18 protein-coding genes are annotated in these 18,880 nt (G+C 73.0%); 6 read left to right on the top strand and 12 right to left on the bottom strand.

What is annotated here, in order from left to right; all coding sequences use genetic code 11:
- The first annotated feature begins 152 nt into the window (after positions 1–152).
- The gene (locus tag PGN05_RS02360) at positions 153–593 is read left to right on the top strand and encodes a VOC family protein (RefSeq protein ID WP_419750841.1); all 441 of its coding nucleotides are present in this window, start codon (positions 153–155) and stop codon (positions 591–593) included.
- Positions 594–643: 50 nt separating this feature from the next.
- On the opposite strand, the gene PGN05_RS02355 is transcribed toward PGN05_RS02360, so the two are convergent.
- Positions 644–1,435, bottom strand: a complete 792-nt coding sequence (locus PGN05_RS02355) for an IclR family transcriptional regulator (protein ID WP_419750839.1) — start codon at positions 1,433–1,435, stop codon at positions 644–646.
- 75 nt (positions 1,436–1,510) lie between these two features.
- On the opposite strand from PGN05_RS02355, the gene PGN05_RS02350 reads away from it, so the two are divergent.
- On the top strand, positions 1,511–3,193 hold the full coding sequence (locus PGN05_RS02350) for an FAD-dependent oxidoreductase (protein ID WP_419750837.1): 1,683 nt from the start codon (positions 1,511–1,513) through the stop codon (positions 3,191–3,193).
- Here PGN05_RS02350 and PGN05_RS02345 read toward each other — a convergent pair.
- The 4 genes from PGN05_RS02345 to PGN05_RS02330 form a co-directional block, all read right to left on the bottom strand.
- On the bottom strand, positions 3,157–4,359 hold the full coding sequence (locus tag PGN05_RS02345; protein WP_419750836.1) for an FAD-dependent monooxygenase: 1,203 nt from the start codon (positions 4,357–4,359) through the stop codon (positions 3,157–3,159). The two genes, PGN05_RS02350 and PGN05_RS02345, sit on opposite strands and share 37 nt — an antisense overlap.
- Before the next feature lie 122 nt (positions 4,360–4,481).
- Positions 4,482–5,909: an aminomethyl transferase family protein gene (locus tag PGN05_RS02340; protein WP_419750835.1), complete on the bottom strand. Its 1,428-nt coding sequence runs from the start codon at positions 5,907–5,909 to the stop codon at positions 4,482–4,484.
- Positions 5,910–6,049: 140 nt separating this feature from the next.
- Positions 6,050–6,985, bottom strand: coding sequence for an ABC transporter substrate-binding protein (locus PGN05_RS02335; RefSeq protein ID WP_419750834.1), 936 nt, complete (start codon positions 6,983–6,985; stop codon positions 6,050–6,052).
- Positions 6,986–7,073: 88 nt separating this feature from the next.
- Positions 7,074–8,723, bottom strand: coding sequence for a flavin-containing monooxygenase (locus PGN05_RS02330; RefSeq protein ID WP_419750833.1), 1,650 nt, complete (start codon positions 8,721–8,723; stop codon positions 7,074–7,076).
- A gap of 317 nt (positions 8,724–9,040) precedes the next feature.
- On the opposite strand from PGN05_RS02330, the gene PGN05_RS02325 reads away from it, so the two are divergent.
- Complete coding sequence (locus PGN05_RS02325) at positions 9,041–10,720, top strand: flavin-containing monooxygenase (RefSeq protein ID WP_419750831.1); 1,680 nt, start codon at positions 9,041–9,043, stop codon at positions 10,718–10,720.
- 31 nt (positions 10,721–10,751) lie between these two features.
- The gene (locus PGN05_RS02320) at positions 10,752–11,759 is read left to right on the top strand and encodes a zinc-dependent alcohol dehydrogenase family protein (protein WP_419750830.1); all 1,008 of its coding nucleotides are present in this window, start codon (positions 10,752–10,754) and stop codon (positions 11,757–11,759) included.
- A gap of 59 nt (positions 11,760–11,818) precedes the next feature.
- Here PGN05_RS02320 and PGN05_RS02315 read toward each other — a convergent pair whose 3' ends face one another.
- Entirely contained in the window at positions 11,819–12,631 is an 813-nt protein-coding gene (locus PGN05_RS02315; protein WP_419750828.1) for an IclR family transcriptional regulator, read from the bottom strand.
- A gap of 185 nt (positions 12,632–12,816) precedes the next feature.
- On the opposite strand from PGN05_RS02315, the gene PGN05_RS02310 reads away from it, so the two are divergent.
- Entirely contained in the window at positions 12,817–13,809 is a 993-nt protein-coding gene (locus tag PGN05_RS02310; protein WP_419750826.1) for an ABC transporter substrate-binding protein, read from the top strand.
- Between the two features lie 75 nt (positions 13,810–13,884).
- On the opposite strand, the gene PGN05_RS02305 is transcribed toward PGN05_RS02310, so the two are convergent.
- The 3 genes from PGN05_RS02305 to PGN05_RS02295 form a co-directional block, all read right to left on the bottom strand.
- A complete protein-coding gene (locus PGN05_RS02305; protein WP_419750824.1) occupies positions 13,885–14,334 on the bottom strand; it encodes a PGPGW domain-containing protein in 450 nt (149 codons plus the stop codon).
- 83 nt (positions 14,335–14,417) lie between these two features.
- Positions 14,418–14,558 (bottom strand): hypothetical protein, encoded by a 141-nt coding sequence (locus tag PGN05_RS02300; RefSeq protein WP_419750823.1) that lies wholly within the window; start codon positions 14,556–14,558, stop codon positions 14,418–14,420.
- Complete coding sequence (locus tag PGN05_RS02295) at positions 14,537–14,950, bottom strand: divalent metal cation transporter (RefSeq protein ID WP_419750822.1); 414 nt, start codon at positions 14,948–14,950, stop codon at positions 14,537–14,539. Before PGN05_RS02295 ends, PGN05_RS02300 begins: the two co-directional genes overlap by 22 nt.
- 144 nt (positions 14,951–15,094) lie before the next feature.
- On the opposite strand from PGN05_RS02295, the gene PGN05_RS02290 reads away from it, so the two are divergent.
- Positions 15,095–15,811 (top strand): class I SAM-dependent methyltransferase, encoded by a 717-nt coding sequence (locus PGN05_RS02290; RefSeq protein WP_419750820.1) that lies wholly within the window; start codon positions 15,095–15,097, stop codon positions 15,809–15,811.
- 40 nt (positions 15,812–15,851) lie between these two features.
- Here the strand turns inward: PGN05_RS02290 and PGN05_RS02285 are convergent, their stop codons facing one another.
- The 3 genes from PGN05_RS02285 to PGN05_RS02275 are packed head-to-tail and all read right to left on the bottom strand — an operon-like array spanning position 15,852 to position 18,686.
- On the bottom strand, positions 15,852–16,538 hold the full coding sequence (locus PGN05_RS02285) for an iron-sulfur cluster assembly protein (protein WP_419750818.1): 687 nt from the start codon (positions 16,536–16,538) through the stop codon (positions 15,852–15,854).
- Positions 16,535–17,608, bottom strand: coding sequence for an amidohydrolase family protein (locus tag PGN05_RS02280; RefSeq protein WP_419750816.1), 1,074 nt, complete (start codon positions 17,606–17,608; stop codon positions 16,535–16,537). Before PGN05_RS02280 ends, PGN05_RS02285 begins: the two co-directional genes overlap by 4 nt.
- Before the next feature lie 52 nt (positions 17,609–17,660).
- On the bottom strand, positions 17,661–18,686 hold the full coding sequence (locus PGN05_RS02275) for an NAD(P)-dependent alcohol dehydrogenase (RefSeq protein ID WP_419750814.1): 1,026 nt from the start codon (positions 18,684–18,686) through the stop codon (positions 17,661–17,663).
- Positions 18,687–18,880: the final 194 nt, after the last annotated feature.

Genomic DNA, 18,880 nt, shown 5'->3' with positions numbered 1-18,880 from the left:
GCTCCCTCCTGCCTGCGCGCCATCCTGCCAAGAGGACCCGGGGCACGAGGTGGCCGGCGGTGCAGGACCCCCGGTGTCGAGAACTCGGCACCGGCTCCGCTCCCAGGACGAGGGCGGCCACGACCGGCCGCGCGACGACGAGGAGGAGCACCATGACGACCCTGCGGATGGACCACGTGAGCGTCGTCGTCGACGACCTCGAGGCGGCGATCGCGTTCTTCGTCGAACTCGGCCTGGAGGAGGAGGGGAGGGCGCCGGTCGAGGGACCGTCGGTGGACCGGGTCAACGCACTCGAGGGCGTCCGGGTCGACATCGCGATGATGCGGACCCCGGACGGCTCCGGCCGGCTCGAGGTGACGCAGTTCCACAGCCCGGCGGCGGTCCGCGCCGAGCCGGAGAACGCCCTGGGGAACACGCTGGGCCTGCGCAGCATCATGTTCGCGGTCGACGACATCGAGGACGTCGTGGCCCGCCTGCGCGCCCACGGCGCGGACCTCGTCGGTGAGCTGGCCCAGTACGAGGACAGCTACCGGCTCTGCTACGTCCGCGGCCCCGCGGGGATCATCGTCGCCCTGGCCGAGCAGCTCGGCTGACGGCCCGTCGCGGCCGACCCGGGAGCGACCGGGACGACCGGCGAGGAACGTCAGCGCGCGGCGGGACTCCGCTGGACCGCCCGCGACACGGCCCGCGCCACCGCGACGACCGCCGGGACGAGGGTCGCCGGCTGCAGCGACGCCGTCGGGACCACGACCGAGAGGGCGGCGACCGCCGTCTGCCGGGCGTCGAAGACCGGTGCCGCGACCGACGACATCGGCTCGGGCAGGCGGAGCGAGGACACCGCGACCCCTTCGCGCCGCACGCGGGCGATGGTCCGTCGCAGCTCCGCGGCGGACAGGCCGCGCCGCTCCTCCGGCAGGGGGAGCTCGCCGGCGAGCACCTCCTCGTGCACGTCCCGCGGTGCGTTCGCCAGCAGGACCAGCCCCACGCCCGTGGCGTGCAGGGGCAGCCGGCCACCGACCCGGAACAGCACCCGGCCGGCCCGGTGTGCCGACAGGCGCTCGACCAGGACGGCCTCCGTGTCGTCCCGGACCGCGAGGAGCACGTGCTGGCCGGTGGCGTGGTGCAGGTCCTGCATGAAGGGGAGTGCCGCGGCGCGCAGCCCGTGCCCGCGGGGGGAGAGGGCGGCGATCTCCAGCAGGCGCAGCCCGATGACGAACTGGCCGTCCCCGGTGCGCTCCAGGGCACCCCACTCGGTGAGCCGGCGGGCGAGCCGGAGGGTCGTGGCCTTCGGCAGACCGGCGCGCGCACTCAGCTGCGCGAGCGAGAGCGCGCCGCCGCGGTCCTCGAACGCCGAGAGGAGCCGCAGGGCGCGGTCGACCACCGGCTCGCCCTGCGCCGGCTTCCGGCCGCGTCGAGCCACCGGACTCTCGGTCATGGCCGTCCTCCCGCGTGGTTCCAATGGATGAAACCACTGTTCTGGCGTGCCCGTGCCCGAACCCAGACTGGCCGCATGACCACGTTCCCCAGCGCCGACCGGACGAGCCCCGTGGCCGCGGAGGCCGACGTCATCGTCATCGGCGGCGGGCCGGTCGGGCTGACCCTGGCCCACGAGCTCGGGAGCCGCGGCGTCGGCGTCGTCCTCGTCGAGCCGCGCACCGAGCCGGACACCTCGTCGCCGCGGTGCAAGCAGGTGAACCCGCGGTCGATGGAGCACTTCCGGCGGCTCGGGCTGGCCGACGCCGTGCGGGCCGCCTCGGGGCTGCCGTTCGGCTGGTCGGACTCCGCGGTGTTCTGCACCAGCCTCACCGGCTCCCAGATCGAGCGCTTCGACGGCGTGTTCGCCCTCTCCGACGTGCCCAGGTCCGAGTTCCCGGAGCCGGCGCAGTGGACGGCGCAGTACCGCATCGAGGCCGCGCTGCGAGCCGCCCTGCCCGCCCGGGACACGGTCTCGGCGCTCTGGGGCAGTCGGCTGGTGGACGTGCAGCAGGACGCCGCGTCGGTGGTCGTGACGATCGAGGACGCCGACGGGCACACCTCCCGCATCCGCGGCAGCTACCTCGCGGCGGCCGACGGCGGCCGGAGCACGGTGCGCCGCGCCCTCGACATCGGACTCGGTGGCCGCAGCTCCGCGATGGAGAACCTGCAGGTCGTCTTCGAGGCGCCCGGACTGGGGGAGCGGCACCCGCAGGGCAGGGCCGTGCAGTACTGGGTGCTCAACCCCGAGGCGAGCGGGCTGCTCGGCCGGCTCGACACCGCCGACACGTGGTGGGGGATCGTGATGGGCGCCCCGCTCGACGCGTCACCGGCGTGGACCGAGCAGGCCCTGCGGACGATGGTCGGCGCCGAGGTGCCGCTCCGCGTCCGGTCCCAGGACCCGTGGACGGCCCGGATGCTCATCGCCGACCGCTACCGCGAGGGGCGCTGCTTCCTGGCGGGCGACGCCGCCCACCTCAACCCGCCGTGGGGCGGCTTCGGCGCGAACACCGGGATCGGTGACGCCGTCGACCTCGGGTGGAAGCTCGCTGCCGCCGTGTCCGGGTGGGCCGGCGAGGAGCTGCTCGACTCCTACGAGGCCGACCGCCGTCCGGTCGCCGCCGCGACCATCGCCGAGGCCGAGCGCAACATGGCGGTGCTGACGCCCGAGCTCAGCCGGCCCGACCTGGACGGCGACGGGCCGTCCGCCGCGGCCGCCCGGGCCGCCGCCGCGGAGGCGATCCGCCGGGCGAAGACGTCGGAGACCTACACCCTGGGCTTCGTGCTGGGGACCGGCTGCCCCCAGTCGCCGCTGGTCGTGCCCGACGACCGCCCGGCTCCGCAGTCGGAGACGTCGGTGTACCGGCCCTCGGCCGCCCCGGGCATGCGGCTGCCGCACCTGTGGCTCGGCCCCGGCTGCTCGCTCTACGACCGGCTCGGTCCCGGCTTCACCCTGCTGGAGGTCGGCAGCGCGCCGGCACCCGACGCGTGGCGGTCGGCGGCCGACGAGCGCGGGATGCCGCTGCACACCCTGCGGCTGAACCGGCCGGACGCACACACCCTCTTCGGCGCGCGGTACCTGCTCGTGCGGCCCGACCACCTCGTCGCCTGGCGGGGGGACGACCTGCCGGCCGACCCCGGACCGCTGCTCGACCACGTGCGGGGCGGCGGCGGCCGGGGGAGTCACCCGGTGGCGGTGTCTGCGGTGTCGGGGTCGTAGGCGTAGATCCAGGCGCTGTCGACCAGAGGGTCGGCGGCGGCCAGGGCGGCGTCGCGGGCCTGCTGCTCGGGGCCGTCGGGCAGGTGGTTGACGTGCGCGCGGGCGTGGCTGATCTGCTGCAGCCGGGTGGTGCGCCCGATCCGCAGCGACTCGTACCGCTGCAGCGCGCGGGCCGGGGCGTGCCGGTCGGCGGCCAGGCAGGCGGCCAGCACGGCGGCGTCCTCGATGGACTGGGCGGCACCCTGGGCGAAGAAGGGGAACATCGGGTGCGCGGCGTCCCCGAGCAGGGTGACCGGGCCGCGGCTCCAGCGGTGCAGCGGTTCGCGGTCCAGCAGCGCCCACCGGCCCGGGGTGCCGGCCTGGGCGATGAGGTCCTGCAGGCGGGGGTCCCAGCCGGCGAACTCGGCGAGGAACTCCGCCACGGTGGCGGTGGCGCTCCAGGACTCGACGGTGACGTCCCCGGCCGGGGCGAAGGCCACCAGGTTGACCGCCGCCCCGCCCGAGATCGGGTAGTGCACCAGGTGGTGGTCGGGGCCGATCCACAGGGTCTGGGCGCGGCGGCGGGCGAAGTCCGGGGCGCGGTCGGCCGGCACGATGGCCCGGAAGGCGCACATCCCCGAGTAGGTCGCCGGGGCCGGCTCGGTGACTGCGCCGCGCACGGTCGAGTGCACACCGTCGGCGCCGATGACCACGTCGGCCTCGGCCGCGGTGCCGTCGGTGAAGGTCAGCTGCACCGTGTCGCCGGGCACCGTGACCGCGGTGCAGCGCTTGCCCAGCTGGACCGTGCCGGCGGGGACGACGGCGGCGATCGCGTCGAGCAGGTCGGCCCGGTGCAGGGTGTAGGTCCGTTCGCCGTAGAGGCGTGCGCAGGCGCCGGCCAGGTCCTCGGCGGACAGCACGCGCCCGTCGGCCCAGCGGCGGAACTCCCAGCCCACGTCCAGCGGGACGGCGGAGTCGCGCAGCGCGTCCAGGGCGCCCAGCCGGCGCAGCAGCCGGACGGCGTTGGGTGCCAGGACCAGGCCGGCGCCGACCTCCTTCACCTGCTGGGCCTGCTCGTAGACGGTGACCGGCAGGCCCGCGCGGTGCAGGAACGCAGCCGCGGCCAGGCCGCCGATGCCACCGCCGACGACGGCGATCCGGGGCGTGCCGGCGGACGAAGCGACCATGGTGTTCCGTGCTCCCTCTCGGTGGTCTGGCGGCTGCGCCCGGGCGGAGGACCCCGCCGGGGTGCGTGCCACCGGACGACCGGTGGCACGCACCCCGGGGGGTCGGTCGGCGCCGAGCGGTGTCAGCGCCCGGCCGACGGGCCGACGGCCGACCGCATCATCTTCTGCACCGTGGCCGCGTAGGGGGCCGGAGCGACCGTCGCGCGCACCAGCGTCTGCCGGTGTCGCTCGACGCGGGGCTTGCGCGACCCGCCGTCCGGCTCGCCCCAGAGCAGGGTGACCTGCTCGCCCGGCGTCGCGTGCTCGGAGTCGATCAGGGCGATCGAGAGGATCTTCCGCTCGTTGCTGCTGTAGCCGGTGTAGGCCGACAGCCCGACGAGCTCCCCGTCCAGGGTGCGGACCTCGTCCCGCTGCGTCATGTTCCCGTAGTCGGCGACCGGCAGCTCGAGGTACTTGTACGGCAGCCCCTCGTCGAGGAGGGAGCCGTAGATGCGCTGGAAGTCCTCCTTGTCCCAGACGAGCGTGACCTTCGTGCGCCGAGGCGCTCCGGCCAGCTGCTCCAGCGCCTCCCGGCCGATGAAGTCGTGGTCGAACTTGACGATGTGCCCGTACCCCAGGTCGTAGGGGGTGACGTAGTACTCCTCGACGCTGCTGGGGACGAAGCTCCCCGCGGTCGAGAACTGCCCCTCCCAGCTGTCGGCCGGGAGCCACTCCCGGTACGGCCGCAACTCCTCGGCGGTGTAGATCGCCGGCAGGGGGTAGGCCAGCCACGCCTGCTCGTACAGCGTGCTGTAGTACGCCTTGGTGCCGCCCTGACGCAGTCCGTGCTCGGCCCCCGCGGCGAGGATGGCGTCGCGCACCCGGTCGCCGTGCTCGAAGGGCCCGGAGAGCTCCACGCCGTTGTGTCCGGCCATGCCGTGCCGGAGGACGAGCACCTCGACGCCGGCGATGGTGACCCGCGCGGTGTGGAAGAACTTGATCTCCGGGGTGTCGCCCTCGACGACGGCGTCGAAGATCGAGGAGGCCCGGGGCCCGTCCAGCTGGAAGCGGAAGTTCCGCCGCCGGCCCGTCGGGTTGTCCGAGGTGTTGTTGTCCCGCTCGACGGTCACGTCCCAGTCCCCGGCCTGGGCCTGGTACTCGACCCAGTTCAGCAGCGGCATGCTGCTCACCAGCTCGTAGGTCTGGTCGCCGAGGTCGTAGAGGATGCAGTCGCCGATCACCTGTCCGCGGGGGGTGCAGCCGATCAGCTGCTTGCCCACGCCGGGATTGAGGTTCGCGAGGCTGTTCGCGGCGATCCAGCTCAGCAGGCGGAGGGCGTCGGGACCCTTCACGTACAGCTCGGGCATGTGGTGCGTCTGGTCGAACAGGATCGCCGTCTCGCGCCAGGCCCGCTGCTCGTCGCGCCAGTTGGAGTACTCGCCCCGCACCGGCGAGAGCTCCGGCCGGATGCGGCCGTGCGGGCCCGGCGTGTCGTTGTACAGGTAGGCGACCAGGTCGGGCGTGGCGTCGATCAGGTCCTGCAGCGACACGATCCCCTGCTCAGCGGTCATTCTCTCCACTTCCTCCTCTGCTTCCGGGAACACTCGTCGGCGTGGTCGGTGACCGGCCGGTGGGATGGCTGGTCAGTCGCCGGTCGACACGAGCAGCTCCGCCACGTCGACGGGGGCGTCGACGATGCCGTACTCCAGCATCAGGTCGGCGACCTGCTGGATGTCCTCGGGCCGGTTCTCCACGGCGAAGTTGACGGCTGCAGCGCGGACGCGACCTCCGGCGGGATCTGGGTGAACGTCGGGACGATCTCGCCCACGATGCCGGGATCCTCGCCCACCGCCTCCATCCCGCGGTCCAGCGCCCGGATGAACGCCGCCATCGTCGCCGGGTTCTCCTCGGCGAACGCGCCGGAGGTCATCCAGCCGGAGATCGGCAGGTCCTCGGTCGGCCCGGTGGAGATGTCCAGGACGAGCTGCGCGCCCAGCGTGTTGGTCGCGTTGGTCACGAAGGGCTCGGCCAGCCACGCGGCGTCGACGTCACCGGTCGAGAGGTTCTGGGGCATCTCCGGAAGGGGGATCTCGACGAAGGTGACGCTGTCCGGATCGACCCCGTTCTCCTCGAGCGCGGCCCGCGAGGTGAGCTCCATGATGTTGCCCAGCCCGTTGATCGCGATGCGCTTGCCGGCCAGGTCGGCCGGCGTCGTGATGCCGCTGCCCGGCACGGAGTAGAGGCCCTGGGGGCCCGGCCGGTCGTTCTCGCGGACGATGCGCAGCGGCAGGCCCTCCGAGGCGGCCTGTACCACCGACACGTAGTTCGCGTAGGCGACGTCGATGTCGCCGGAGACGATGCTCGTCACCAGCGTCGCGCCGCCACCGCCCGTCGAGGACGTCGGGTTCACGGTCAGACCCTCGTCCTCGAAGTAGCCCTCCTGGAGGGCGTAGTAGAACGCCGACGCCTCGGCGAAGGGCTGGACCCCGACGTTCATCTCGGTCGTCTCCAGGTCCCCCTGGCCGCTGCTGCTCTCGGCTGCGCTCGATGCGGCGTCCTCCTCGGACCCGCCGCACGCAGCGAGGGCCAGGGTGCAGACGGCGGCGGTCATCGCGACGGCTGCCTTCGCGGTCAGGGAGTGTCTCAACGGAGTCTCGCTTCCTCGTCGGGTCGGACGGACGGCTGGGGTGCCGGGAGGGGGAGTGGACTGGACTCGACTGCTGCAGGGGAGGACATCACGAGATGAGGAAGCCCTCGTAGTCCTTGGCCGCGACGTCGTCGGCGAGGTGCCGGTAGGTCCCGACCCCGCCGACGTAGGGCATGAAGACCCGCGGCTTGCCCGGGGTGTTGGCGCCGAAGTACCACGAGTTCGGCGACCGGACGTAGAGCGTCCGGCCGGCGGCCTCGTTGACGTGGTCGATCCAGGCCTGCTCGGCCTCCTCGGTGGCCTCGACGCGGCGTGCCCCGCGCAGTGCCGCGTGCTCGATCAACGCCGCGATCCACTCCACGTGCTGCTCGATGCTGTTGACCATGTTGCTGAACACCGAGGGGCTGCCGGGCCCGGCGACGATGAACAGGTTGGGGAAGCCCGCCGGCGCGACGCCGAGGTAGCTCCGCGGGCCGTGCGCCCACTTCTCCCGCAGGGTGCGGCCGTCGAGGCCGCGGATGTCGATCTTCAGCATGGAGCCGGTCATCGCGTCGAAGCCGGTCGCGAAGATGAGGACGTCCAGGTCGTACTCGGCCGCCGTGGTCCTCAGCCCGGTCGGCGTGATCCGCTCGATCGGGGCCGTCCGGACGTCGACCAGCGTGACGTTCTCGCGGTTGAACGTCTCGTAGTAGTCGGTCCCCGAGCACAGCCGCTTGGTGCCGAAGTGGAACCCGCGGGGCGAGAGCAGCTCGGCCACCTCGGGGTCCGCGACGATCTCCCGGATCTTGCCGCGCACGAACTCCGCGCACTCCTCGTTGGCGACGGGGTCGACCAGGATGTCGGAGAAGGCCCGCATCATGTACAGCCCGCCCAGCTGCCAGCGCAGCTCGAACTCCCGCCGCCGTTCCTCCGGCGAGACCTCCATGGCCCTCTTCGGGTTGGACAGCTGGTTGTGCCCGAAGCCGGACACGCGGGCCTTCGCGCGGCGCTCCGGGTACTCCGCCTTCCACTCCCGCTCGACCTGCTCGATCATGGGGTGGTTCTGAGCGGGCATCACGAAGTTGGCGGTGCGCTGGAAGACGGTCAGGTGCCCCGCCTGCTCGGCCACGACCGGGACCAGCTGGGTCGCCGAGGACCCGGTGCCGATGACGCCGACCCGCTTGCCGCTGGCGTCCACGCCCTCGTGCGGCCAGTCACCGGTGTGGAACCACTGGCCCTGGAAGGACTCGAGCCCGGCGATGTCCGGGACCTGCGCCACGGACAGCACGCCGGTCGCGAGGATGCAGAAGCGCGCCGAGAAGACCTCGCCGTGCTCGGTGCGGACCGTCCACCGCGACGACGCCTCGTCGAAGGTCGCCGCGTCCACCCGGCTGTCGAGCCGGATGTCGCGCCACAGGTCGTACCGGTCGGCGACGTGGCGGATGTAGCGGAGGAGCTCCGGCTGCGCCGCGTACCGCTCGGTCCAGTGCCACTCCTGCTGGAGGTCGTCGTCGAACGAGTACGAGTAGTCCAGACTCTCGATGTCGCACCGGGCCCCGGGGTAGCGGTTGTGGTACCAGGTGCCGCCGATGTCGCTGCCGGCCTCGAGGACCTGGACGGTCAGCCCGAGCGTGCGCAGCCGGTGGAGCGCGTACACCCCCGCGAAGCCCGCGCCGACGACGACCGCGTCGACCTCGTGCGGCACGCCGGCGTCCTCGACGCCGACCAGGTGGGTGTGGACCTGGTGCCCGTCGCTCATGTGGTTACCCCCGCACGCCGTGGTGATCGGAACGGGGCGACTGTGCGGTGGGAGTCGTGTCCAAGGCCACGCCTGTTCTCACGCGCCGAGAACACTTCTGTGTCCGGCATCTCAGGCCGGCGTGCTCGCACCGCGCCGGGGAGGTCCCAACAACTCTCTCGTCCCGTGAGAGACGTGGTTGGCCGCCCCGGGTCGTCGCGGTGAGGATCCCGGGCAGAACGCGGGCGCCACGGACCGGGCCCGCGACGATCGATGGTCGGCCGAGGAGTGGTCCTCGCAGGGCGAGGCGCACCCGTGTGAGAGGTAGGCGCAACCGCATGTCCAGGAGTGACACCTCAACCGAGCACGCCCCGGGGTCCGGGGTCCGGGAGCTCGACGTCGCGATCATCGGTGCGGGGGTCAGCGGCATGTACGCCCTGTACCGCCTGCGGGGACTGGGGCTGGACGTCCGCGTCTACGACCAGGCGGGCGACGTCGGCGGCACCTGGTGGTGGAACCGCTATCCGGGAGCGCGGGTCGACTACCCGGGCGGGCCGTTCTACTGCTACACGTTCTCCGAGGAGCTGGTGCGCGAGTGGGACTGGACGGAGCGACAGCCCGACCAGCCCACCGTGCTCGCCTACCTCGGCCACGTGGCCGACAAGTTCGACCTCCGTCGGGACATCCAGTTGCGGACGAAGGTCGTGGCCGCGCGCTTCGACGAGGCGGCGCAGCGGTGGTTCCTCGAGACCAGTGAGGGCGAGCGGATCTCCGCCCAGTTCCTGATCGCCGCGGTCGGCACCCTCTCCGCGCCCAACCGCCCCGACATCCCCGGGCTCGACGACTTCGCCGGCGAGGTGCACCACACGGGGAACTGGCCGCAGGACAGGCAGGTCGAGTTCGCCGGCAAGCGCGTCGGTGTCGTGGGCACCGGGTCGTCGGGGGTGCAGATCATCCCGCAGATCGCGCGGGAGGCGGCCTCCCTGACGGTGTTCCAGCGCACTCCGCAGTTCGCCCTCCCGGGACGCAATCAGGCACTCGATCCCGCCCTGGTGCGCGACAGCAAGGAGAACTGGTCCGAGGTCCGCCGCCAGATCCAGGAGTTCGGCCGGCCCAGCTCCCTGGTGCCCTCCACCCGGTCCGCCCTGGAGGACACGGAGGAGGAGCGCCAGCGGGTCTTCGAGGAGGCCTGGCAGAAGGGCGGGGTGGCGCTGCGGGACTGCTATCGCGACCTGGTCACCGACCCGGTGGCCAACGGCCACGTCGCGGAGTTCGTCCGGTCCAAGATCCGCGAGACGGTGCGGGACCCCGCTGTGGCCGAGAAGCTGATGCCCGAGTACTACTTCGCCACCAAGCGCCAGGTCATGGACGAGGGCTACTACGAGGTCTACAACCAGGACCACGTCACCCTCGTCGACCTCCGCGAGGAGCCGATCGAGACGTTCACCCCCGACGGTGTCCGCACGGCTGAGGGGGAGTACCCCCTCGACATCCTGGTGCTGGCGACGGGCTACGACGCGATCACGGGGGCGCTCCGGCGGATCAACCCCGTGGGCCGGGACGGTCTGGCGCTCGAGGACAAGTGGGCGGAGAGCAGCCGCACCTACCTCGGCCTGAGCGTCGTCGGGTTCCCCAACCTGTTCCTGTTCCACGGCCCGGGTTCGCCCTCGGTGATGTTCCACATGTTCTACGGAGCGGAGTCGCAGGGGGACTGGATGGCCGAGTGCATCACCTACATGCGCGAGCACGGGATGGCCACGATCGAGGCGGTCCCCGAGGCGGAGGAGGCCTGGGCGGCGGACGTCCAGGCCCTGGCGAGCCGCACGCTGTTCCCCCAGACCGCCTCGTGGTTCACCGGCGCGAACATCCCGGGCAAGCCCCGGGAGTTCATGGTCTACCTGGCCGGGCCGCGCTATCACGAGAACCTCCGCGAGGTGGCCGCGAACGACTACGAGGGCTTCGTGTTCGAGCGCGCGCGCACGGGAGCCGACCTGGAGCCCTCCGCCGTCCGCGGCTGAGGGGGTCCGGGCTCCGACCGGGGGGGTCGACGTGGTCCGTGTCGTCCGGTTCCACGAGACCGGCGGTCCCGACGTGCTGCGCTACGAGGACGTCCCGGTCCGGTCACCGGCCGCGGACGAGGTGCGGATCCGGGTCGACGCGATCGGGCTCAACCGCGCGGAGGTCGACTTCCGTCGGGGGACGTACGTCGAGCGCCCGGTGCTGCCGGCCGGGCTCGGCACCGAGGCCGCGGGCGAGGTCGTGGAGGTCGGCTCGGCCGTCGACCGCTGGCAGCCGGGCGATGCGATCTGCGTGCTGCCCGCGTTCTCGCCGAACGACTACAGCGTCTACGCCGAGGAGACGGTCGTCCCCGCGGCAGCCCTCGTCGCCCGGCCCGACGGGGTGGACGCGATCACCGGCGCGGCCCTGTGGATGCCCTACCTGACGGTGTACGGGATGGTGCAGGAGGTCGTCCGGGTGCGCCCCGGCGACTCCGTCGTCGTGACGGCCGCGACCAACAGCATCGGCATGGCCGCGATGCAGGTCCTCCGCCACCTGGGCGCCGTCCCCATCGCGACCGCCTCCTCAGCTGCCCACACCGGCGCCCTCGAGGCGGCGGGGGCCGCGGCCGTGCTGGTCGAGGGGGCGGACGTGGTCGGGCAGATCAGGAGCCTGACCGGAGGTCGCGGCGCCGACGTCGTCCTCGACGCCAACGGCGGCCCGCAGGTCGAGCAGCTGGTGCGGAGCTGCGCGGCGGGTGCGGCCGTGATCGTGCACGGCGGCCTCTCGCGGCAGCCCACGCCGCTCCCCGCCGGCGGATCGGTCCCCGTGTGGCTGCGCCGCTACCGGGTGCGGGAGACGATCGGGGACGCGGGGGCACTGCACCGCGCTCAGCACTTCATCCGGGCGGGTCTGGCGGCCGGCGCGCTGGCCCCGCTCGTGGACCGCGTCTTCGACTTCGACGACATCCGTGCCGCGCACGCCTACGTCGACTCCAGCGAGCGCGGGCCGGGCAAGCCGGTCGTGCGGGTGGGCCGGGCGCCGTCGCCGGAGCAGTGAGCTCGCCGTGGCCGGAGGGGTCCACCGCCCGCCCCGCGTCGACGCCGGCCGGTCGCCGATCAGCCGCCGGTCGGGTCGCACTCGTCGGCGACCGGGGCCAGCGGGGGCGGCTGGGCACCCAGCGCCCGGCTGATGCCCCGGGCGGTCGCCAGCAGGACGGGGAGCACCGTCGCCACCCGGGCGGACTCGTTGTCGATCAGCACCGCCAGGGCGGCGAGGACGGTGTTGTCCGGGCCCCAGACGGGCACGGCGACGCCGGCCGTCTGCTCGTGCACCCAGCCCCGGACGACCGCGTAGCCGCGGTAGCGCGCCTCGGCGAGGTGGCGCCGCAGCTCGCCGGCGTCGGTCACGGTGAGCGGCGTGTAGACCCGCCGTGGCGCGGCGAGCACCCGCTCCTGCGTGGCCGGACTGGCGTGGGCGAGCAGGACGAGACCGGAGGAGCAGGCGAACGCCGGCAGCCGGCTGGCGGTCCGGGTGATGTTGGGGACGTCGGCCCCGAGGGCGGACTTGCGCTCGACGTAGAGCACGTCCTCCCCGTCCAGCACGCCGAGCTGGGTGTGCTGGCGGACCGCAGCGTGCAGGTCGTCCATGAACGGCATGGCCGCCTCCCGCAGGGTGGTCGCCTCCGCCGACCGGGACGCGAGCTCCCACAGGCGGACGCCCACGCGGACGCGGCGGTCCGCCCCCCGTTCGAGCAGCCCCAGCTGCAGCAGCTCGCCGACCAGCCGGTACGTCGTGGGCACGGGCAGGCCGGTCCGCCGGGCCACGGCCGAGACGGGCAGGCTGGCGTGCCCCGCGTCGAACGCCTCGATGATGCGCACCGCCCGCGCGAGCAGGTTGTCCCGCGACCGGGTGTCGCCGGGGGCGGTCACGGGCGTGGCTCTGTGAGGTTCACCACGAAAGTCTATCGCCAGATGAGAACGGTCCTGGCTCGCCACCCGGCGCGTGCCACAGCATCAGCCCGATCTCGCGATGGGGGGACCCGGCTCGACCGGGTCCGCCCAGCGCCCCTCCGCGCGGCGCTCCTGCCCGCCCCACCAGCGATGAAAGAGGTCCGATGTCGAACCGTCTGCCACGGTCCCAGGCCACGATGGCGATGGCCACCGCCGTGTTCGTGCTGTCCCTGGCAGCATGCGGCGGCTCCTCCGGCGGGAGCGGCGCCGTGGCCGCCGGGAACGAGGGCGGCGAGGAGACGACGGCGATCGTCGTCGGTGTGCAGCCGTTCGCCGTCGTCGTGCCGTTCTACGTGGCGATGGAGCGCGGCATGTTCGAGGACGCCGGCCTGGAGGTCACCACCCAGGGTGCGACCTCGGGGGCGCCGCTGGTGAGCGCGATGGTGGCCGGTGAGGTCGACATCGCCAACGCCAACTACGTCTCGCTCATCCAGGCGGCCTCCGAGGGCCTGCCGCTGCGCGCCATCCGGGAGAACGACCGCGCCGACGTCCAGGGTCTCTACGCCGGACCGGCCAGTGGGATCAGCTCCCCGGCCGACCTGGCCGGCAAGCGGGTCGCCATCAACGGCCTGGGCAACATCGCGGAGCTGACCACCCGTGCCGCGCTCGAGGAGAACGGCGTCGACCCCGACAGCGTGCAGTTCGTCGAGCTGCCCCTGCCGGACATGCCGGCGGCCCTCGCCTCCGGCAACGTCGACGCCGCGTGGCTGGCCGAGCCCTTCGTCACGATGACGGCCGACTCGATGCAGGCCGCGCTGGTCCTCGACACCTCCACGGGGCCCACCGAGGACTTCCCGATCTCCGGGTGGATGTCCTCCGCCCAGTTCGCCGAGGAGAACCCCGAGGCGCTCGCCGCCTTCGTCGAGGTGATGGACGAGGCGATCGCCCTGGTCGCGGACGACCCCAGCCTGGTGGCCGAGACCGTTCCGTCGTTCACCACCATCTCCCCGGAGGTCGCGGCGAAGCTGGCCCCGATCAACTGGGCCGTCGACAGCGACCTGCAGCGGCTGCGGACGGTGGAGGAGCTGATGCGCGAGTACGGCGTCCTCCAGGAGGAGTACGACGTCGACGAGATCATCATCAACCCCGGCGGCTGACGCCGCGGCGCCATCGGCGCACGCAGACGCCGGGCCGGGGGTTCCCCCGGCCCGGCGTCCTGCGGGCCGCCGTGCTCAGCCGTCGAGTCGCGCGGCCCGGTAGGAGCCGGCTCGGCCGCGCTGACCGGCCGGGCGGTGCGCCCGGGCCTGCTCGAGCTTCTCCTGGCGGCGCGCGAAGAGCACCGTCCCGACGAGGAACAGCCCCGACAGGATCAGCACCACGGCGGTGAACGCGTTCATGAACGGCAGGTCCACGCCGACCAGCGCGAGCACGCCGAGCGCGATCAGCACCACGGCGGCCAGCACCGCCCCGGCGGCGCGCCACGGGCTCTTGGCCACCTCCTCGACGCCCTGCTGCGCCTTGTCCTTCGCGTAGTCCAGCGGCTTGCTCGCCCAGGGGAACCGGGTGGCCAGCACCGCGAGGCCGGCGGCGACGAGCACGAAACCCGGTCCCGGCAGCACGAGCAGGGCGATCCCGGAGAGGGTCAGCAGGCCGCCGAGGACGGCGACGACAGCGGTCTTCACCGGTGGGTGGTGCCCAACCCATCCCGGTGTCATGCGGCCGGGGCCCGTCCGCGCGCCGAGTCGCTCGCTCCGGAGCCGGGCCCTCAGAGCAGGGTCAGGAGCAGGACGGCGTTCAGGCTGATGATCACCGCGGTCACCAACGCGGCCCAGGCGGTCGTCGACCGGCGGTTGACCAGGTCGCCCATGACGTCGCGGCGGCGGGTCAGCAGCAGCAGCGGCGGCACCAGCGCGAACAGGATGCCGAAGGACAGGACGACCTGCGAGATGACCAGGGCCGGGTCGGGTCCACGTCCACCGCGAGGATGAGGAGAGCCGGGGCGAGGGTCAGTGCCCGGCGCGCGAACAGCCGGATCCGGCGGCGCAGGAAGCCCTCCATGATGACCTGGCCGGCGTAGGTGCCCACGCTGGCCGAGGCGAACCCCGACGCCAGCAGGGCCACGGCGAACAGCAGCGCCGCGGACCCGTCCAGCACGGCCGGCCGCCGACAGTTCTGCGGCAGGCTGCAGCCGGTCGCCAGGCCGAGTTCGGCCGACAGGCTCTGCACGAACATCGCCATGATGTTCGCCGAGGCGATCACCCAGAGGAGCAGGTAGCCGAACTGGGCGCCCGCGGACACGTTGGTCGCGGTTGCCGGGGTCGACGTAGGCGATGGCGGCGACGAACGCCGGGCCGAACATCGCCAGCCGGCGCCGCCGCGTGGCCCGGACCGAGGCCTCCCGCTCCAGCTCGGTCAGCCTCCCGCGTGCCTAAGCTCGGCCGCGTGGACGGGGACGGACCGCGCGGCTGGGGGGCGCCGCTGTACGCGGCCGTGCTCGATGCGACGGCGATCGGCCCCGGCTCCACCGTGCTCGACCTCGGCTGCGGCGCGGGCCTGTTCGCCCGGGCGGCGGCCGATCGGGGGGCGCACGTCACGGGCGTCGACCTCGACCGGGACGCCGTGGCGCTGGCCGCCGCCGAGGTCCCCGAGGGGACCTTCGCCGTCCGCAACGCGCTGGACCCCCCGTCCGGGCCCTTCGACGTGGTCGCCGCGGTGCAGCTGCTCACGAACGTCGCCGACCCGGTCGCGCTGCTGCGCCGGGCCGGCCGCGTGGGCGGGGTCGTGGCCGCGACGGTGTGGGGCCGCGAGAGCGAGTGCGACCTCCGGGTCTTCGGCGAGGCGCTCGCGCCCTGGCTGGGAACCCGCCGGCCGGCGCCCGGACCGCCGGTGGGCGAGCCCGCCCGCCTGCGCGCGATGGCCGAGCGCGCCGGTCTGGGCGTGGAGCGCCTCGACGAGGTGGTCGCCCCGTTCGAGTACGCCGACGAGGACGACGTCCTCCGGCCGCTGCTCGCCTCGGGGCTGGCCCGCACGGTCGCGCGGCGGGTGGACCCGGGCACCCTGCGCGCGGCCGTGCTGGAGCGGCTGGAGCCGTACCGCACCGGGGACGGCGGCTACCGGCTGGTGAACCTGTTCCGGGTGCTGGTCGCGCGTCCCTCCTGACGACGGCCCCGGGCCTGCGGCGACCGATGCGCCCGGCGGGTCACCCGGCGCCGGCGGTGTCCACATAGCGGGTCTTGAGGAAGCTCTTGCAGAAGTCGCCGTTCGCCTCGATGCCGAGCCGGGTCAGCCGGGCGCGCCGCAGGTGGAGCGGCACCTGCGCCGCGGTCACCGGCGCTCCGTCGGCCTGGATGAGCAGGGGTGCGGCGTCGTCGGCGGGGAGTCCCAGAGCGGCCCGGCGCCCGCGCAGCCGGTCGAGGTCCGAGGACGGGGGGGCCGCGCCCAGGGTGAGCCCGGCGAGTTCGTCCGGGCCCACGCCGGCATCGGCCAAGGGCCGGGCCACCCGGTCCTGCCCGGCGATGACTGCCTTCTCCAGGAAGTACCGGCGCAGCTCCTCGAGCCCGGCGTCCGCCTCTCCCGCGAACGTCTCGGCGAAGCCGGCCTGGGCGGCCACGCCGCCGTTGATCTCCATGGCGGCGTGGTGGTCGTCCAGGACGATCTCCGCGCGCGTCACCCCCTCGACCGCCGACACCGCGTCGTGGGCGTCGGCGACCATGAGGAAGGAGAAGTTGGGCGCGCAGAAGAAGGTCGGCAGCCGCAGGTGGACCGACGCGACGCCGTCGCCGGAGACGGTGCACGAGGCCACGAAGTCCAGATCCGTGATCGGCTCGTCGAGTTCGGGATCGAGCACCGTCCCCAGCGCCTGCCAGACGTCGTCCCGCAGGGTCATGCCTGCCCTGTTCCCGCCAGGTCCTCGACCAACTGCTCACCCGGCTGCTGCTGCGGGATGGCCGGCGGTTCGGGCAGCCGGCACTCGACCGGCACGTCGATGCCGTAGAGCTTGGCCGCGTTCAGGCCGAGGATCTTCTTCTTGGTGGCCGTGGTGAGCCGCGGGTAGTCGGTGAACGCCTCGTCGTCGGGCATCTGCCAGTCGACGAAGCCCTCGACCTGCCACTTCGGCGTCCAGATGTTGTAGTCGCTGCCGAAGGTCAGCCGGTCCTCGCCGACCCAGAACAGCAGCTCGCCCATGACCTTGGCGAAGAACTTCGGCCGGGCGTGCATGAGGCCGCCGACGACCACGGACAGGCCCGCGTAGACGTTGGGCTCCTGCACCGCCATGTAGGCGAAGTCGTCGATCCGCGGGATGCCGGCGTGCTCGATGATGAAGTTCAGGTCGCGGAAGTCGGTGGCCGCCTGGTCGACGTCGTCCATCGAGAACGCGTCCTTGTTCAGTGGCCAGATCGTCGGGCCCTTGTGGGCGTGGATGTTCGTGATCCCGAGCTCCCGGCACTTCTCCAGGAACCGGTAGGCCTCGGGGTCGGTGAGCTTCCAGCCACGCGAGCCGTTCTCGTGCCACTCGGCGGTGTAGACCTTGACGCCCTTGAGGTTCCAGCGCCGGGCGTCCTCCTCCAGCTGTCGCAGCCCGGCGTCGCCGTCCCGGGGGTCCCAGCGGCCGTTGACGATGAACCTGTCCGGGTGCTCCTCCAGCAGCGAGCCGTTCTGCTCGACGGTGTTGAAGCCGTCCTTGTACCAGTACTTCAGGTAGGTCGACTGGAAGATGGCCTTGTCGACGTGGCCGTCCTCGAAGACGTCCTTCATCAGGTCGGCCTCGGAGACCTTGAGGTAGTGCTCCCAGTCCCAGTGCGTCTCCGGCGGCGCCAGCTGGTGGTAGCCGTAGAAGCAGTCGATCCAGCCCTTGGCCAGGTCCTCGCGGCCCTCGACCCAGTTCTCGCGGCTGGCGTCCCAGAAGTGCATGTGGCTGTCGACGACGAAGTACTTCTCCCCATCCTTCTCGTACATGTGCCGCTGCCTCTCGCGTCGGGATCCGGGTGTTCTCAGGTGAGGGGGGACGTCAGGGGACGAGGATGGCGCGGCCGCGCACCTGCCCGGCGTCGAGATCGTGGAGCGCCCGGACGGCGTCGTCGAGCGCGTACTGCTGGGTGTGCAGCGTGACCTTCCCGGCCTGCGCGAGGACCATCAGCTCGGCCAGGTCGCTGTAGGTGCCGACGATGTTGCCGACGATGTTCTTCTCGCCGGCGACGAAGTCCAGCGTCGGGATGCGCAGCTCCCCGCCGTAGCCGATGACGTAGTAGGAGCCGGCCGGGCCGGTCATGTGCCAGCCGTCCATCTCCGCGCCCTGCTCGGCGACGAAGTCGAAGACGACGTCCGCGCCACCGCCGGTGAGGTCCTGCACCGCCTGCACCTGGTCGCCGTCGGCGAGCACGGTCTCGTCGGCACCGATCCGCCGGGCCAGCTCCAGGGCGTCGGCGTTGCGGTCGACCACGACGATCCGGGTGCCCGAGAGCGCGGCCAGGCACTGGATGCCGATGTGGCCGAGCCCGCCGGCGCCCTGCACGACCGCGGTCGTCCCCGGGTACAGCAGGGGCAGGGCCTTGCGGACGGCGTGGTAGGCGGTGATGCCGGCGTCGGCGAGCGCGGCGACGTCGGCGGGGTTCGTCGACGGGTCCAGCTTCACGCAGGCACGCGCCGTCGTCCGCAGGTACTCGGCCATGCCGCCGTCGTTGTTCGAGAGCCCGGGGAAGAACGCGCTCTCACACTGCATGTCCCGGCCGGCGCGGCAGGCACGGCACAGGCCGCAGCTCGGCTGCGGGTGCAGGATCACCGTGTCGCCGACCGCCACGTTGGTGACGCCCTCGCCGACCTCGTGCACCCAGCCGGCGTTCTCGTGGCCGATGACGTAGGGCAGCTCGGGCTTCTGCAGGTCGGCCCACTGGCCCTCGAGGATGTGCAGGTCGGTCCGGCACACCCCGGCGCCGCCGATCTTCACGATCACGTCGAGCGGGCCGGCCAGCTTGGGCTCGCCGATGTCGTCGACGGACGGGTCCTCGTGGTAGCGGTGCACACGGACGGCTCTCATGCCACGGCTCCTCGGGCATCGACGCGGTCGACGCGGTCCGCCCGGGGGCGGCGGGGCGTCGACGGGTACGGGGGCAACGTACGGAGCGGGCGGTGCGGCGGGTGTCCAATTCTGAGACGCGGGAGGACCGCGACCGGGCGGGCCGGGGAGTCACGGCCCGCCACGGCCACTCTTCGGGGGCCCGCGCCGAGCTT

Source organism: Geodermatophilus sp. CPCC 206100 (assembly GCF_048569675.1).
GTDB lineage: Bacteria > Actinomycetota > Actinomycetes > Mycobacteriales > Geodermatophilaceae > Geodermatophilus.
The sequence above is the reverse complement of the archived record's forward strand: the minus strand, read 5'-3'. Positions and strand labels throughout refer to the sequence as shown.

Bases quoted from the DNA above. Each gene is read 5' to 3' on its own strand.
- PGN05_RS02360 (WP_419750841.1), top strand. From the start codon at position 153: ATGACGACCCTGCGGATGGACCACGTGAGCGTCGTCGTCGACGACCTC.
- PGN05_RS02355 (WP_419750839.1), bottom strand. From the start codon at position 1,435: ATGACCGAGAGTCCGGTGGCTCGACGCGGCCGGAAGCCGGCGCAGGGC.
- PGN05_RS02350 (WP_419750837.1), top strand. From the start codon at position 1,511: ATGACCACGTTCCCCAGCGCCGACCGGACGAGCCCCGTGGCCGCGGAG.
- PGN05_RS02345 (WP_419750836.1), bottom strand. From the start codon at position 4,359: ATGGTCGCTTCGTCCGCCGGCACGCCCCGGATCGCCGTCGTCGGCGGT.
- PGN05_RS02340 (WP_419750835.1), bottom strand. From the start codon at position 5,909: ATGACCGCTGAGCAGGGGATCGTGTCGCTGCAGGACCTGATCGACGCC.
- PGN05_RS02330 (WP_419750833.1), bottom strand. From the start codon at position 8,723: ATGAGCGACGGGCACCAGGTCCACACCCACCTGGTCGGCGTCGAGGAC.
- PGN05_RS02325 (WP_419750831.1), top strand. From the start codon at position 9,041: ATGTCCAGGAGTGACACCTCAACCGAGCACGCCCCGGGGTCCGGGGTC.
- PGN05_RS02310 (WP_419750826.1), top strand. From the start codon at position 12,817: ATGTCGAACCGTCTGCCACGGTCCCAGGCCACGATGGCGATGGCCACC.
- PGN05_RS02285 (WP_419750818.1), bottom strand. From the start codon at position 16,538: ATGACCCTGCGGGACGACGTCTGGCAGGCGCTGGGGACGGTGCTCGAT.
- PGN05_RS02280 (WP_419750816.1), bottom strand. From the start codon at position 17,608: ATGTACGAGAAGGATGGGGAGAAGTACTTCGTCGTCGACAGCCACATG.
- PGN05_RS02275 (WP_419750814.1), bottom strand. From the start codon at position 18,686: ATGAGAGCCGTCCGTGTGCACCGCTACCACGAGGACCCGTCCGTCGAC.